The organism is Thermomonas beijingensis, from assembly GCF_020034655.1.
Classification (GTDB): Bacteria; Pseudomonadota; Gammaproteobacteria; order Xanthomonadales; family Xanthomonadaceae; genus Thermomonas; species Thermomonas beijingensis.
The window spans coordinates 815,256-829,450 of sequence record NZ_JAIQDJ010000001.1 but is presented as its reverse complement, the minus strand read 5'-3'; the positions used below and the strand labels follow the sequence as shown (position 1 = coordinate 829,450).

Annotated in this window: 14 protein-coding genes and 1 tRNA gene; 9 read left to right on the top strand and 6 right to left on the bottom strand. The window is 61.0% G+C overall.

The window, feature by feature from the left end; all coding sequences use genetic code 11:
• Nucleotides 1-14: 14 nt before the first annotated feature.
• Genes K7B09_RS03880 through surE form a run of 3 tightly spaced genes read right to left on the bottom strand, consistent with a single transcriptional unit; the run spans nt 15 to nt 2,079 of the window.
• Nucleotides 15-617: a YqaA family protein gene (locus K7B09_RS03880; RefSeq protein ID WP_223626955.1), complete on the bottom strand. Its 603-nt coding sequence runs from the start codon at nt 615-617 to the stop codon at nt 15-17.
• On the bottom strand, nt 617-1,294 hold the full coding sequence (locus tag K7B09_RS03875; RefSeq protein ID WP_223626953.1) for a protein-L-isoaspartate(D-aspartate) O-methyltransferase: 678 nt from the start codon (nt 1,292-1,294) through the stop codon (nt 617-619). The genes K7B09_RS03880 and K7B09_RS03875 overlap by 1 nt, the downstream gene beginning before the upstream one ends.
• A complete protein-coding gene (gene surE / locus K7B09_RS03870; RefSeq protein WP_223626950.1) occupies nt 1,291-2,079 on the bottom strand; it encodes a 5'/3'-nucleotidase SurE in 789 nt (262 codons plus the stop codon). Before surE ends, K7B09_RS03875 begins: the two co-directional genes overlap by 4 nt.
• Before the next feature lie 73 nt (nt 2,080-2,152).
• Between surE and K7B09_RS03865 the strand changes: the two genes are divergently transcribed.
• The 3 genes from K7B09_RS03865 to K7B09_RS03855 all read left to right on the top strand — a co-directional run bounded on the left by K7B09_RS03865 (nt 2,153) and on the right by K7B09_RS03855 (nt 3,675).
• Nucleotides 2,153-2,707 carry a Smr/MutS family protein gene (locus K7B09_RS03865; RefSeq protein ID WP_223626948.1) on the top strand — a complete coding sequence of 185 codons (555 nt, stop codon included), beginning with the start codon at nt 2,153-2,155 and terminating at the stop codon, nt 2,705-2,707.
• Between the two features lie 55 nt (nt 2,708-2,762).
• Nucleotides 2,763-2,847, top strand: a tRNA-Leu gene (locus tag K7B09_RS03860).
• A 60-nt stretch (nt 2,848-2,907) separates the two neighbouring features.
• A complete protein-coding gene (locus tag K7B09_RS03855; RefSeq protein WP_223626946.1) occupies nt 2,908-3,675 on the top strand; it encodes a Bax inhibitor-1/YccA family protein in 768 nt (255 codons plus the stop codon).
• 90 nt (nt 3,676-3,765) lie between these two features.
• On the opposite strand, the gene K7B09_RS03850 is transcribed toward K7B09_RS03855, so the two are convergent.
• From K7B09_RS03850 to grxC, 3 genes are all read right to left on the bottom strand, one after another.
• Nucleotides 3,766-4,770 (bottom strand): isocitrate dehydrogenase, encoded by a 1,005-nt coding sequence (locus K7B09_RS03850; RefSeq protein WP_223626944.1) that lies wholly within the window; start codon nt 4,768-4,770, stop codon nt 3,766-3,768.
• 110 nt (nt 4,771-4,880) lie between these two features.
• Entirely contained in the window at nt 4,881-5,267 is a 387-nt protein-coding gene (locus tag K7B09_RS03845) for a carboxymuconolactone decarboxylase family protein (protein WP_223626942.1), read from the bottom strand.
• Entirely contained in the window at nt 5,264-5,542 is a 279-nt protein-coding gene (grxC, locus tag K7B09_RS03840; RefSeq protein ID WP_223626940.1) for a glutaredoxin 3, read from the bottom strand. Before grxC ends, K7B09_RS03845 begins: the two co-directional genes overlap by 4 nt.
• Before the next feature lie 116 nt (nt 5,543-5,658).
• Here grxC and K7B09_RS03835 point away from each other — a divergent pair, with 116 nt between their 5' ends.
• From K7B09_RS03835 to K7B09_RS03810, 6 genes are all read left to right on the top strand, one after another.
• Complete coding sequence (locus K7B09_RS03835) at nt 5,659-7,281, top strand: beta-barrel assembly-enhancing protease (protein ID WP_223626938.1); 1,623 nt, start codon at nt 5,659-5,661, stop codon at nt 7,279-7,281.
• A 71-nt stretch (nt 7,282-7,352) separates the two neighbouring features.
• Nucleotides 7,353-8,054: a phosphate regulon transcriptional regulator PhoB gene (phoB, locus tag K7B09_RS03830; RefSeq protein WP_223626935.1), complete on the top strand. Its 702-nt coding sequence runs from the start codon at nt 7,353-7,355 to the stop codon at nt 8,052-8,054.
• A gap of 49 nt (nt 8,055-8,103) precedes the next feature.
• Nucleotides 8,104-9,435, top strand: coding sequence for a phosphate regulon sensor histidine kinase PhoR (phoR, locus tag K7B09_RS03825; protein WP_223626933.1), 1,332 nt, complete (start codon nt 8,104-8,106; stop codon nt 9,433-9,435).
• Nucleotides 9,432-11,510, top strand: coding sequence for a polyphosphate kinase 1 (gene ppk1, locus K7B09_RS03820; RefSeq protein WP_223626931.1), 2,079 nt, complete (start codon nt 9,432-9,434; stop codon nt 11,508-11,510). Before phoR ends, ppk1 begins: the two co-directional genes overlap by 4 nt.
• Before the next feature lie 41 nt (nt 11,511-11,551).
• Nucleotides 11,552-13,069 (top strand): exopolyphosphatase, encoded by a 1,518-nt coding sequence (gene ppx, locus K7B09_RS03815; protein WP_374348373.1) that lies wholly within the window; start codon nt 11,552-11,554, stop codon nt 13,067-13,069.
• A 68-nt stretch (nt 13,070-13,137) separates the two neighbouring features.
• Complete coding sequence (locus tag K7B09_RS03810) at nt 13,138-14,154, top strand: sensor histidine kinase (protein WP_223626926.1); 1,017 nt, start codon at nt 13,138-13,140, stop codon at nt 14,152-14,154.
• Nucleotides 14,155-14,195: the final 41 nt, after the last annotated feature.

Sequence of the window (14,195 nt, the reverse complement as noted above, 5' to 3'; positions counted from 1 at the left end):
CATCCTGCGCCTGACTAGCGCAACACAAACCAAGCCACCAATGCGGCCAGCAGTAGCAGGGCAATCCAGCCAATCGGCTCAATCCAGCGATGCAAGGCTTTCTCAGCACGCTCACCGCCCAGCCGAATGGCCAGCGCCAGCAAGTACACGCGCTTGCCGCGACCAACCCCCATGCTCAACAAAAACGGCAGCATCGGTACGCCCACAATTCCGCTGGCCCAAGTGAATACTTTCATCGGGATCGGCGCAAACCCGCCGAGCACCAAGAGCCAAAACGCCTTCCACGGTGACTGCGCCACCACCTCCCGCAGATGTGCGACCTGCGCATCGATCTTGTCCAGCCAGCCCAGCGCCGCCAGTGCCGGTTTGACCGCCTCGTACGCGAAGTGGCCAAGCAAATAACCAACCACCGCACCCAGTAACGAGAACAGCAAACTGATGCTGGCAAATCGAAACCCGCGTTTGGGTTGTGCCAGACACATCGGTCCCAACATGACCTCCGGCATCACCGGAAACACGATGGCTTCAACGAAGCTCAACCCCGCCAGCAATGCCGGCGCGCGGGGATGCCGCGACCACCCCAATGCACGCTGGTACATCGGCCCGAAAATTTTCATCAATCGGTCATCCCGGATAACAAGGGCACAAACACCACCGCCCCCAAATCATGTTGTTCGATGCCGCCATCGGCCTGCTTGCGCAGACACAGCAGTGATTGATTGGCTGCCGGCCCAACCGGGGCCACCAACACACCGTCCACCGCCAATTGGTCGATCAGCGCATCCACCAACGCCGGCCCGGCGGCGGTCACGATGATGCCTTCGAATGGCGCTTCTTCCGGCCAACCAATGCGGCCATCGTCATGCTTGCTGCGCACCTGCAGGCCCAGCCCGCGGAAGCGTTTGCGCGCCGTGCGCAATAGCTCGCCGATGCGCTCGACAGTGTATACCTGCACCCCCAGCGCGGCCAGGACTGCAGCCTGATAGCCAGAGCCGGTACCCACTTCCAACACGCGCCTGGGCGCGCATTGCAGCAGCGCTTCGGTCATTTTCGCCACCACATACGGCTGCGAAATGGTCTGCCCGAAACCAATCGGCAAGGCATTGTTTTCGTACGCCCGCGTAGCCAATACTTCGTCCACGAATTGATGCCGTGGCACCGTACGAATCGCATTCAGCACGCGCTCATCGACAATGCCCATCTTGCGCAGATCCTCAATCAAACGATCGCGCACGCGCTGGCTGGTCAAACCTGATCCCACGTCTGCCGGGTGCAGGCGCAAACGCACCGTCATGCCGACGACTCCATGCAAGCCGACAAGCCCCCCACCCAGCCGGCCACCTGCTCCAAGGCTTGATAGCGCGTCAGGTCAACATGGATCGGGGTGATTGCCACATAGCCGCTGCGCACCGCATGAAAATCCGTCCCCGGCCCGGCATCTTGTTCATCGCCGGCAGCACCAATCCACCACCACTGGCGACCGCGTGGGTCTTGTTGCGATTGGCAGGGTTCGGCACGATGTCGCTGCCCCAAGCGGCTGGTTTCAAACCCACGGATTTGATCCCACGGCAGGTCCGGCACATTGACATTGAGAATGGTGGATGCGGGCAGTGGGTCACTGCGCAAGCGGGCGATGATCGCCACCGCCGCACGCGCCGCACTCTCGTAATGTTGGCCTTGGTGGCTATTGCTGACCAGTGACATTGCCACCGATGGCAGGCCAAGGAAGCGCCCTTCCATCGCCGCGGCCACCGTGCCCGAATAAATCACGTCATCCCCCAGGTTGGCGACCGTGTTGATTCCCGACACCACGATATCCGGCACCAACCCCAAGGTCTCCAACATGCCGGTCACCGCCACATGCACGCAGTCGGTTGGCGTGCCGTACACCTTCCAGGTACAGGCATCCAATTGCACCACCCGAATCGGTGCATCCAGCGTCAGCGAATTGCTGGCACCACTGCGGTCGCGGTCGGGGGCCACCACCAACACCTCATGGCCGGCATCGCGCAGGCCGCGCGCCAATGCATGGATGCCCGGGGCGTCAACGCCATCATCATTGCTGACCAATACCCGCATCACGTCATCAACACTGTCTGCATGTGGCCATGATACAAGATGCCGTCGCCGCTTCGCGGTACCCTGTGCACGCATGCGCAAAGCTCCGCCAACTACCGACGACCGTGACGATGCCAGCCTGTTTCGCGATGCCATCGGCGTCAATCGTGGCCATGTCCGCGTCCTGCCCGCCGCAACGCCGCCACCGTCTGCGCCCAAGCCCAAACCCGCCGCGCATATGGCACGTCGAGATGAGGCTGCCGCACGCAACGAATTGCAGCACATCCTGCTGTCCAGTCTGGAAACAGGTGATGTGTTGCGCTTTCGGCGCGATGCAATCAACCCGCAAATATTGAAGAAGCTGGCTCGCGGCGAATACGCCGCGCAGGAAGAACTGGATCTGCATGGCTTGCCGGCGCATTCGGCGGAAACCCTGCTGCGTCAATTCCTGCGCGATTGCCGACTGCATGGGGTGGGCTGCGTGCGCATCATCCATGGCAAAGGCCGCAATTCCGAAGAACGCCTGCCGGTGCTCAAGAATTTGGTGGATCGCGTGCTACGCCAGCGTGCCGATGTGCTGGCGTTTCACTCACCGCCAGCCAAACAAGGGGGTACCGGCGCGGTGCTGGTATTGCTGGACAAAGACTGACCCACTGCACCACAGCAGCAGAAAAACTGCGCATTGCCAGCTACAATGCGCGCTCGCGAAAGTGGCGGAATTGGCAGACGCCCTGGATTTAGGTTCCAGTGCCGCAAGGCGTGCGGGTTCGAGTCCCGCCTTTCGCACCAGCGTGCAACGGGCTATCCTGCAAGGACGGCATTCCGCCGGATCTTGACAGGATCGACGCCATGCGCAGCGGCAACCCCGCCCTTTCCGAAAATACCTTCCTCGACCTTGGCAGCGGCACCGTGGTGCGCGGTGATGCCGGGGCGATGACCCTCAACGGCACCGTCAACAAGACTGCACTGTTGCTGGTGCTGTGCCTGACCGGTGCGTTGTTCAGCTGGTCGCAGTTCTCCAGCGCAATGGCGGCCGGCAACCCCGGGGCGATCATGCCGTATGTCTGGGGCGGCGCGATTGGCGGCTTTGTGGTGGCGCTGATCACCATCTTCAAAAAAGAATGGGCGATGTTCACTGCGCCCGTGTATGCGGTGCTGGAAGGCCTGTTCCTGGGCGCGGCGTCGGCGATGTTCGAGCTGCGCTACCCCGGCATCGTGCTGCAAGCGGTGGGGCTGACCTTTGGCACCTTGGCGGCCCTGCTGCTGGCGTATCGCAGTGGACTGATCAAAGCCACCGAAAACTTCAAACTGGGTGTAGTGGCCGCCACCGGCGGGATTGCGCTGCTGTATCTGGCACAGCTGGGCATGAACCTGTTTGGCTTCCACGGCATGAGCTTCATCAACGGCTCCAGCACGATTGGTATTTTGTTCAGCGTGGGCGTGGTGATCGTGGCCGCGCTGAATCTGGTACTGGATTTCGACTTCATCGAACAAGGCGTAGAACAAGGCGCGCCCAAGTACATGGAGTGGTACGCCGCATTTGGTCTGCTGGTGACCTTGGTATGGCTGTATCTGGAAATTCTGCGCCTGCTGGGCAAATTGCAATCGCGCAACTGACGCATCCATGTTGCCGGATACGAAAAAGGGCACCATGCGGTGCCCTTTTTTGCTGTTGGTGGCGACGTGTCCGGCACGCACCAGGGCCACTTATAACCGCGTTGCAATGGCCTTTGCAAAGCCCATCGTATTGCCGCTACCGCCCAGGTCTGGAGTCAGCGAATCCTTGGCTTCCAAGGTCGCGATGATGGCATCGCGCAGGCGCATGGCCTGCTCCGGTCGACCGAGGTGATCCAGCATCTGGCAGGCACCCAGCAGCAAGGCGCAGGGATTGGCCACGCCCTTGCCGGCGATGTCCGGTGCGGAGCCGTGTACGGCTTCGAAGATCGCCACGTCGGTGCCGATATTCGCGCCCGGGGCCAGCCCCAGACCGCCCACCAAACCGGCGCACAGGTCGGAAATGATGTCGCCGAACAAATTGGTGGTGCAAATGATGTCGAACTGCTCGGGACGCATCACCAACTGCATGCAGGTGTTGTCCACGATCATTTCATTGCACTCGATGTCGGGGTAGTGTGCAGCCACTTCGCGCGCGGTCTTCAAGAACAGGCCCGAGGTCGATTTCAGGATATTGGCCTTGTGCACGATCGTGACTTTCTTGCGGCCGGTTTTGCGCGCCAACTCGAAGGCGTAGCGCACGATGCGCTCGGAGCCCTTGCGCGTCACCTTCTGGGTCAGCACGGCGGTTTCGCCATCGGCCGAGACCTCTTGGCCTTCCCCGATGTATGCACCCTCGGTGTTTTCACGCACGGTGATCAGATCCACACCGCTGCTGAAACGCGACTTGGTATTCGGGAAGCACTTGGCCGGGCGCACATTGGCGTACAGGTCAAAGCGCTTGCGCAGCTCCACATTGATCGAAGAAAACCCACCGCCAACGGGCGTGGTCAACGGCGACTTCAACGCGATCTTGTTCCTGCGAATCGAATCCATGGTGGCCTGCGGCAGCAGCTCGCCATGCTTGTCCAACGCCACCATGCCGGCGTCGGCGTCTTCGTAGGTCAAACCCAGCTGCATCGCATCCAGCACGTGCAAGGTGGCATCCATGATTTCCGGGCCGATACCGTCGCCGCGAATCACCGTGATCGTTGTCATTGTCGTTTTCCAAATCGCAAGCGATCCCGCGCACCTGGCGTGGGATCAGTGGGGGCTAGATAACTGCCGATTATGGCAGATGCCGTGCTGCGGCGTATGGCGGCAAGGGTTCAGCCATGGTCGTGAACGTCCGGCGCAGCGGCTTCGCCTTGCTCCAACTGATCAAGAAAATCCACCGCCCGCCGCAGATGCGGAATGACGATGGAACCGCCCACCACCAAGCCCACCGAGAACGCTTCGAACATTTCCTCGCGGCTGACACCCGCTTCCTTGCACTGCGCCACGTGGTAGCTGATGCAGTCATCGCAGCGCAGCACCATCGAGGCCGTCAGCCCCATCAATTCCTTGGTTTTGACGTCCAATGCGCCGGCCTGATAGGTCTGCGTATCCAGCGCGAAAAAGCGCCGCACCACTTGGTTGGGCTCGTCCAGGATGCGCTGATTCATGCGCTGGCGAAACTCGGTGAACTGCTTCACCCGATCATCGGCACTGCTCATGCGGGCTTGCCCTCCAGCAGCGGTTCGAGCTTGCCTGCGCGCTGCAGCGCCATCATGTCGTCATAGCCGCCCACATGCACATCGCCCACAAAAATCTGCGGCACGCTGGTGCGGCGGGTCAGCGCCACCATCTTTTCACGCTCGGCTGGATCGGCGTCCACGCGCACTTCCACCCACTCGCGGCCTTTGCTTTTCAGGAAGTTCTTGGCCATCACACAATACGGGCACACGGCGGTGCTGTAGATCGTGACGGTCGGTAATTCGGTGGCGCTCATGGGGGCTCCGGAACATCTGGACGGGATCGGTGTCGGATATGGGGATTGTTGCGCAAATTTCCAGTTGCTCAAGCCGCATTCACCCCAAACTGTGCCCGAAGCTGCATGCTGTCCGCATGAAACCACGCCTACTGCCCATCGCCTTTGCTTGTGCGCTTGCCATCACCGCCGGTGCCGCCGCACAGGATCGCAGCCTGCCGGATATCGGCTCCTCGGCTGGCAGCGTGCTGTCGCCCGCCAAACAGGCCGAATACGGCGCGATGGTGCTGGCCCAACTCCGCCACGAAGGTTATGTGCTGGATGACCCGCTGCTGGACGGTTGGTTGAACGATGTCGGGCAGCGGCTGGCCGCTGCCAGTAATAAACCGCAGCAACCGTTCACCTTCTTTTTGCTGCGCGAACGCCAGATCAACGCCTTTGCCACCTTGGGTGGCTATGTGGCGGTGAACTCCGGGTTGATTCTGGCAGCTGACGAGGAGGACGAAGTGGCCGGCGTGCTGGCCCATGAAATCTCCCACGTCACCCAGCAGCACGTTCTGCGCGGAGCAGAAAAAGCCCAGCGCGAGAGCCTGCCCATCCTGCTGGCCACCTTGGGCGCGATCATCGCCGCGCAAAAAGCCGGCGGCAATTCCACTGGTGATGCCACCTCGGCTGCCTTGATGACCGGCATGGGGCTGCTGCAACAACGCCAGATCGACTACACCCGCGACAACGAAGCCGAAGCCGATCGCATTGGTATTCGCACCCTGGCCAACGCCGGCTACAACCCGGAAGCCATGGCCGACTTCTTCCAAACCCTGCAAGGTGTGGTGCGGATGAATCAAGGCGACGAGCGTGCCGCGGTGCCCGGCTATCTGCAAACCCACCCGCTCACACTGGCCCGCATCAGCGAAGCGCGTGAACGCGCCGCCAAGCTGGAAGCCAACTTGAAGAACACGCCTACGGCACTGCCCGGCAACAATCCACTGCTCCCTGCTGGCATGCAACTCACCCTGCCATCCAATCCCCGACAAGTGCGCGGCGATACCGGTGATTACGGCTGGGCACGCGAGCGACTGCGGGTGTTCAGCGCCAGCACCCCAATGCAGGCGATCCGCGAATATCAGCAGATGCGGGCCAAGCAGCCACTCAATGAATCCCAGCGCTATGGCTTGGCGCTGGCCCATCAACTGATCGGCCAGAATAGCGATGCGCTGCAGGAGCTCACGCCGCTAGCGCAGGCCCACCCCAACAATTTGTGGCTGCAAATTGCGCTAGGAGAAACCGAGGCGCATACCGGCAAGGCGGCTGAAGCCGACCGCCGCTTCGAATCGATGCTGGCACGCATGCCCACCCATCGCGCACTGGCGCTGAGTTATGCGCGCCTGCTGGGGGAGCGCAACACCCATGCTGCCGGGCAACGCGCCGTGGCTGTGCTGCGCCCGCTGTTGGGTAATGCCAGCAACGACCTGCCGTTCCAGCAGGCCTATGCGCGTGCCAACGAAATTGCTGGCGATCCTGCGCGTGCCGGTGAAGCCTGGGCCGAAGCCGCCTATTTATCTGGCCGCCCGGAGCAGGCACTGGTGCAGCTCAATAATCTGAAGAAAAACCAGGCCCTGGATTACTACGCGCGTGCGCGCGTCGATGCGCGTATCGCCGCCATCACCCCCACCGTACTGGAACTCCGTCGCCAGGGCGTGCATGACGAAGAAGTGCGTGGTGGCAAGCTGAGCTGGGGGGCTTCGGTCATCGCAAGGTGACAACGTCACCAAACTGTCACGAATCCGTCGTGTAATGGCTGGGTCATCTGACTGGACACGTCCTCTCGCTCATGCAAAAGCACATCCTGATTGTTGAAGACGAGCCTGCGATCCGCGACATGCTGGCCTTTGCCTTGCGCAAGGGAGATTTCGTTCCGATCTGTGCCGCCGATGGCCGGCAAGCCCAGGAGTGCATTGCAGAGCGCGTGCCCGACCTGATCCTGCTCGATTGGATGCTGCCCGGCAGCAGCGGGCTGGAACTGGCACGACGCTGGCGGCGTGACGCCACTAGCCGCGCCATCCCGATCATCATGCTGACCGCACGCGGCGAGGAGAACGACCGCGTTGGCGGGCTGGAAGCCGGGGTCGATGACTATGTGGTGAAGCCATTTTCTGCACGCGAATTGCTGGCGCGAATTCGAGCGGTCTTGCGGCGATCACGCGAGGATGACGAAGATGGCAGCGTGCAAGTCGGCGCACTGCGCATTGACGGCGCAGCACACCGGGTGTTTGCCGACGAGGCTGGCACGGCGCAACCGATCCCGATGGGCCCCACCGAGTACCGGCTGCTGCATTTTTTCATGACCCATCCCGAACGCGTCTATACCCGCACCCAGTTACTCGATCACGTCTGGGGCGGCAGCGTGTACGTGGAAGAACGCACGGTGGATGTGCATATCCGCCGCTTGCGCAAAACCCTGGAGCCGCACCGCCTGGATGCAATGGTGCAAACCGTGCGCGGTGCCGGCTACCGGTTCTCGACTGCCGTGTAACCAGCATTCCCCATATGCAGGGGATGCGATAAAAACGGATACTCGGCGCATGCCCTCCACTTTCGACAATGCCTGGTTTCGCACACTGTCCCAGCTCGCAGCCGTCCTGCTGGTTGCGCTGCTGATGGGGCTGCTCATCGATCACCCGTGGCCAGCCCTGACCGTCGCCTCACTCGGCGTGGTGGCTTGGCATTATTGGAAGCTGCATGGCGTGCAACAACGGCTGACTGCGCGCCGCCGGCTTGAACCCAAGCAAGGCCAAGGGGTCTGGAATCAATTGGATCAATTGCTGTATCGCGGCCAGATGGAAATGCGTACTCGCAAATTACGCCTGCTGGCTATGTTGCGCACCTATCGCGCCGCCGCCAACGTTTTGCCCGATGCGGTCGTGGTGGTGGATCGCAATCAGCAACGCATCCTGTGGTTCAACGCTGCGGCCACCACTTTGCTGGGTCTGCAGCATCCACTGCATCGCAACGCCCCGGTGGCCAGCGCGCTCAAAGACTTGCCGATGGCACCGTGGCTGGCTGCAGGCCGCAATGCCGAGCCCATGACGGACGCGCCCTCGCCGGCCAACCCCGAGCTGCGCCTGCATCTGCGCCTGCTGCCGTATTCGGAAGACTTCTGGCTGCTGATTGCCCGCGACATCACCAACACCATGCGTGTCGAACAGATGCGGCGCGACTTTGTGGCCAATGTCTCGCACGAACTGCGCACGCCGCTGACCGTGGTGCATGGCTATCTGGAAATGTTGGACGAAGGTGACGACCCGCAGTGGGCGCCGATTCTGGAAGAAATGCGCCGGCAATCTTTGCGGATGACTCGACTGGTGGAAGACCTGTTGACGCTTTCACGTCTGGATGCGGGCGAGGGGTTACAAGATGAAGTTGTCGCAATGGCGCCCCTGCTGGCCGGCCTGGTACGTGAAGCCGAGGCCCTCAGCCAGGGCCGCCATCACATCGTGCTGGAAGACACCGCGCAGGTGGATCTGCGGGGTGCCAACAAAGAACTGCACAGCGCATTTTCAAACCTTGTCAGCAACGCAGTGCGTTACACCCCCGATGGTGGCATGATTACCTTGCGGTTTGCGCACGAGACCGACGGCGGGGTCAGCCTGGGCGTCCACGACACTGGCCATGGAATTGCCGCCATACACTTGCCGCGCCTGACCGAACGCTTCTATCGTGTCTCCAACAGCCGCTCCCGCGAAAGTGGTGGCACCGGGTTGGGGCTGGCCATCGTCAAGCATGTGCTGGGCCTGCACGGCGCGCGCCTGTGTATTACCAGTGAACTCAACAAGGGCAGCCAATTTGTCTGCCGTTTTGATGCTGATCGCGTATTGGCACGCAAGCCCCTTACCTATGCCCGGACATCCCGATGACCAGCGACAGCACTATCCTGCCCCTGCGCGATTCGGCGCTGTATGCCAACCGCGAATTGGGCCAGCTCGATTTCAATTTCCGGGTATTGGCGCAGGCGCAAGACCCCGCCGTGCCGCTGATGGAGCGTCTGCGCTACTTGTGCATTTCTTGCACCAATCTGGATGAATTTTTCGAAATTCGCGGCGGTGCCGTCCGCCACGCGGTGGAATTCGGCCTGCCCGCCGGCATGGACGGGCTCGATCCTTCGCTGTTGTTGAATCGCATCCACGAACGTGCCGCCGAGCTGGTGGCTGCGCAATACCGATGCTTTTATGACGAGCTGCGGCCAGCACTGGCGGAGGCCGGGATTCGTTTGCTGCAGCGTGAGCAATGGACTACGGAACAGCGCGCATGGTTGCGCCAATACTTCATCGACGAAATCATGCCGGTACTCTCGCCACTGGGCCTGGACCCGGCGCATCCGTTCCCCAAGATCCTCAACAAATCGTTGAATGTGGTAGTCCTGCTGGAAGGCCGCGATGCATTCGGCCGCGAGGGTCACTTGGCCATCGTGCGCGCGCCGCGTTCACTGCCACGCATCATCCGCCTTCCCGATGCCGATGGCGATGGCGATGCGCTGCATGACTTCGTTTTCCTCAGCTCGGTGCTTTCAGAATTCGTGCGCGAATTGTTCCCTGGCATGCATGTCAAAAGCGCGCATCAGTTCCGGGTGACCCGCAATTCCGAACTCATCGTCGATGAGGACGATATGGACAATCTGGCGCTGGCGCTGCGTGATGAATTGCTGGGGCGTGGCTACCTGCGTGCGGTGCGGCTGGAAATCGACGAGCGATGCCCGCAAGACGTCGTGGATTCGCTATTGGCCAATTTCGAGCTGCCGGCCAATGCGGTGTACAAAATCAATGGCCCGGTCAACCTCAACCGCGTGGTGCAGGTGTATGACCTGGTCAAGCGCCCGGAGCTGAAGTTCCGCCCATTCCAGCCGCGGCTGCTGCGGGATGTGGATTGCATGTTCGACGCCATTCGGCAAGGTGATGTCCTGTTGCATCATCCATTCGATGCATTCACTCCGGTGTTGGAGCTTATCCAACAAGCCGCGCACGATCCGGATGTGCTGGCGATCAAGCAAACCCTGTACCGCACCGGCAAGGATTCTCTGATCGTGGATCAATTGATCCAGGCAGCACGCAATGGCAAAGACGTGACCGTAGTGGTGGAGTTGCGCGCGCGCTTTGACGAGGAGGCCAACCTGGGCTTGGCCGACCGCTTGCAAGATGCCGGTGTACAGGTGGTGTACGGGGTGGTGAATTACAAAACCCACGCCAAGATGTTGTTAATCGTGCGCCGCGAAGGCCCGCTGCTGCAGCGCTATGTGCATTTGGGCACCGGCAACTATCACAGCGGCACCGCGCGCGCTTATACCGACTTCAGCCTGATGACCGCCAACCCGCAAATTGGCAATGATGTGCACCTGATTTTCCAGCAATTGTCAGGGCTGGCTGCACCATTAACGCTGGCCCGCTTGCTGCAATCCCCGTTCACCCTGCACAAGGGTGTGCTGGAACGGATTGCCCGCGAAGCCGCATTGGCGCAAGCCGGCAAGCCCGGGCGCATCATCGCCAAGATCAATGCCCTCAATGAGCCGCAAGTGGTGCGCGCACTGTACGAGGCCTCGCAAGCGGGCGTTGCAATCGACCTGATCGTGCGCGGCGCGTGCGCATTGCGCCCGGGTATTGCCGGTGTGTCGGATAACATCCGGGTGCGCTCGGTGGTCGGCCGTTTTCTGGAACATCATCGCGTGTGGTGGTTTGGTAACGACGGCAACCCGGAGCTGTATTGCTCCTCCGCCGACTGGTTGGAACGCAATCTGCTACGCCGGGTGGAAACCGCGTTCCCCATCCTTGACCCGCAGCTGGCCGAGCGCGTGTATCGCGAAGGCCTGTTGAACTACCTTGCCGACAATCAGAATGCGTGGCAGATGGGAGCCGATGGTCACTACCATCGTTGCACACCCGGTCCGGATGAAGCGCCATTCTCGGCACAACTGTCCTTGCTGGAAGATTTGTACGTGTGAGCGACAATAGCGGCCGCATGAATACACGCATGACTTCGCGCCTGCCCGACACCGCCATCACTCCACGTGATGGTGACCTCTTGGCTGCCGTGGATTTGGGCTCCAACAGCTTTCACATCGTGGTGGCGCAATGCGTATTGGGCCAACTACGCGTGGTGGATCGGCTGCGCGAAACCGTACGCATGGCCGAAGGTTTGAACGCACTGGGTGGCTTGGCCCCTGCAGTGCGCGAGCGTGCCTTGGCCAGCCTGTCCCGATTTGGGCAGCGTATTGCCAATATCCCGCCGCGCCATGTGCGTGTGGTGGCCACCAATACCGTGCGGCAATTGCGTTCGCCGGATTCTTTTTTGGTCCCCGCCGAAGCCGCCTTGGGCCACACTATCGACGTGATTTCAGGGCGCGAAGAAGCGCGCCTGGTGTATCTTGGTGTTGCCCACGAACAACCCCCGCAAGAGGGTCAAAAGCGGTTGGTTATCGACATCGGCGGGGGCTCCACCGAATGCATCATCGGCCGTGGCTTCGAACCACTGGAGCGCGAAAGCCTGCAAGTGGGCTGCATTGCCAGTACCCGGCGGTTTTTTGATGGCGGCAAGCTGTCACGCAAGCGCTGGAACAGCGCACTGACCGAGATTAGTGCGCAGATGCAGCAATTTGCTGCTACCTATCGGCAACTGGGCTGGGATGAAGCCATCGGCACTTCCGGCACACACAAGGCCATTGGCAATATTTGTGTGGCCATGAAGTTGACCAAGGGCTCAATCACCGCAGAGGCCATCGCGCAGATCCGCGATCGTCTGCTGCAGGCCGAGAGCATCGGCAGCATTGATCTGCCTAGCCTGTCAGACGATCGTCGCCCGATCATCGCGGGTGGCGTATTGGTATTGGAGGCACTGTTTGCCACATTAGGGATTGATCGTTTGCAAGTCAGCAAGGCAGCGTTGCGCGAAGGTGTGCTGTATGACTTGCTGGGCCGTGGTGGCGCTGATGATCCGCGTGATGTTTCCGTGAGTGCACTGATGCATCGCTATGGCGTGGATCCTGCGCAAGCGCAACGGGTGAGTCACACGGCGCTACTGCTGTTCGATCAAGTGGCTAGTGCATGGCAACTGACCAGTGATGATCGCGCGATGTTGTCACGTGCCGCCTGTGTGCATGAAATTGGACTGGCCATTGCGCATAGCGGCTACCACACGCATGGCGCTTATGTGCTGGCCAATTCCGATATCGTCGGCTTTTCGCAGCAAGGCCAACGCTTTCTTGCCGCACTGGTGCGTACCCATCGCCGCAGCATCCCGAAATCGGCGTTTGAAGCCATCCCCGACCGGCTGCTGGCCAATGCCCGCCGCAGTGCTGCCCTGTTGCGGCTTGCCGTGTTGTTACATCGTGCACGTGGGGATGAATTGCCACCCATGCTGCAATTGAAAGCCAAGGACGACCTCTTGACCTTGCGTATCGACAAGCGCTGGCTGCAAGGCCATCCCTTGCTGCGCGCCGACTTGGAAAGCGAGCCCGACGACATGCTGGGGCTGGGGATTCAACTGCGCATCAGTACCGGCTAAACGCATGCGTTGCGGGGACTGCGGTTGCGGTTTACCGCTGGCGCGCATTCCCGGCTACCCTTGCCTACATGATCACCCACACTGACCCACTGGCTGCGCTATGGCGACCACCCGCCTTGATGGCAGTGGTGCTCAGTGGTGAAGCCTTGGCAGCACTACTGGCATTGGCACCCACCCATAGCGGTGACCGACTGGTGCAGTTTGGACTGGCCTCGCTAGGTGTGCAGTGGGTGGTGCTGGGTACGTTGTGCACACTATTCTTGCTGCGCAAGCCGATTGGCAAGCTGCCGCCTCTGCGCATGGCGTGGGTGTGCCTCGCCTTGTTTCTTGGCATGAGCCTGCTGGTCGCCACCGCCGCATGGAGCGTGCTGGGCATGAGTGGGAATGCCGCAGAATCGCGCAATGAATTTGTCTTGCGTATTCTGGCATTGGCCGTGGTGGTGGGCCTGATTGGTTTGCTGACCTACCAAAACTATTGGCGCTCGCGGCAGCTGGCGGTACGCGCCAAACAATTGGAACTGGAAGCCTTGCAGGCACGTATTCGGCCGCATTTTCTATTCAACACACTCAATACCGGGGCCGCACTTGTGCATGCCCAGCCGGATGCTGCGGAGCGTGTACTGCTGGATCTGGCGGACTTGTTTCGCAGCGCATTACGCGGGCCACAACTTATTCCATTAGCCGAAGAATTGGCGCTGGCTCATCGCTATCTGGAAATCGAACAGCTTCGCTTCGGCGATCGTCTGCGCTTGAACTGGCAAGTGCCAGCTGATGTACCCGCCATCACGGTGCCGTCACTCTCCATTCAACCCCTGGTCGAAAACGCGATTCGCCACGGGATTGAACGGCTGCCTGCTGGCGGCCAGCTGGATGTTCTGGTGCGACACAGCGCCAATACGGTTGAAGTCATCGTGGCCAATGATTTGCCCACCACCGGTGTGCGCAGCGATGGCCATGCCGTGGGCCTAAGCTCTACCCGTGAGCGCGTCCACGCCATGACCGACGGCCGCGGCCGGGTGGAATCGCGCATCGAAAACGGCCGCTACATCGCCACCTTGCACTTGCCGGTGGCGACGACGGACTGAAGGCACGCAACTCGGAAGTTATCAGTAGGCCTTGCCTGCCT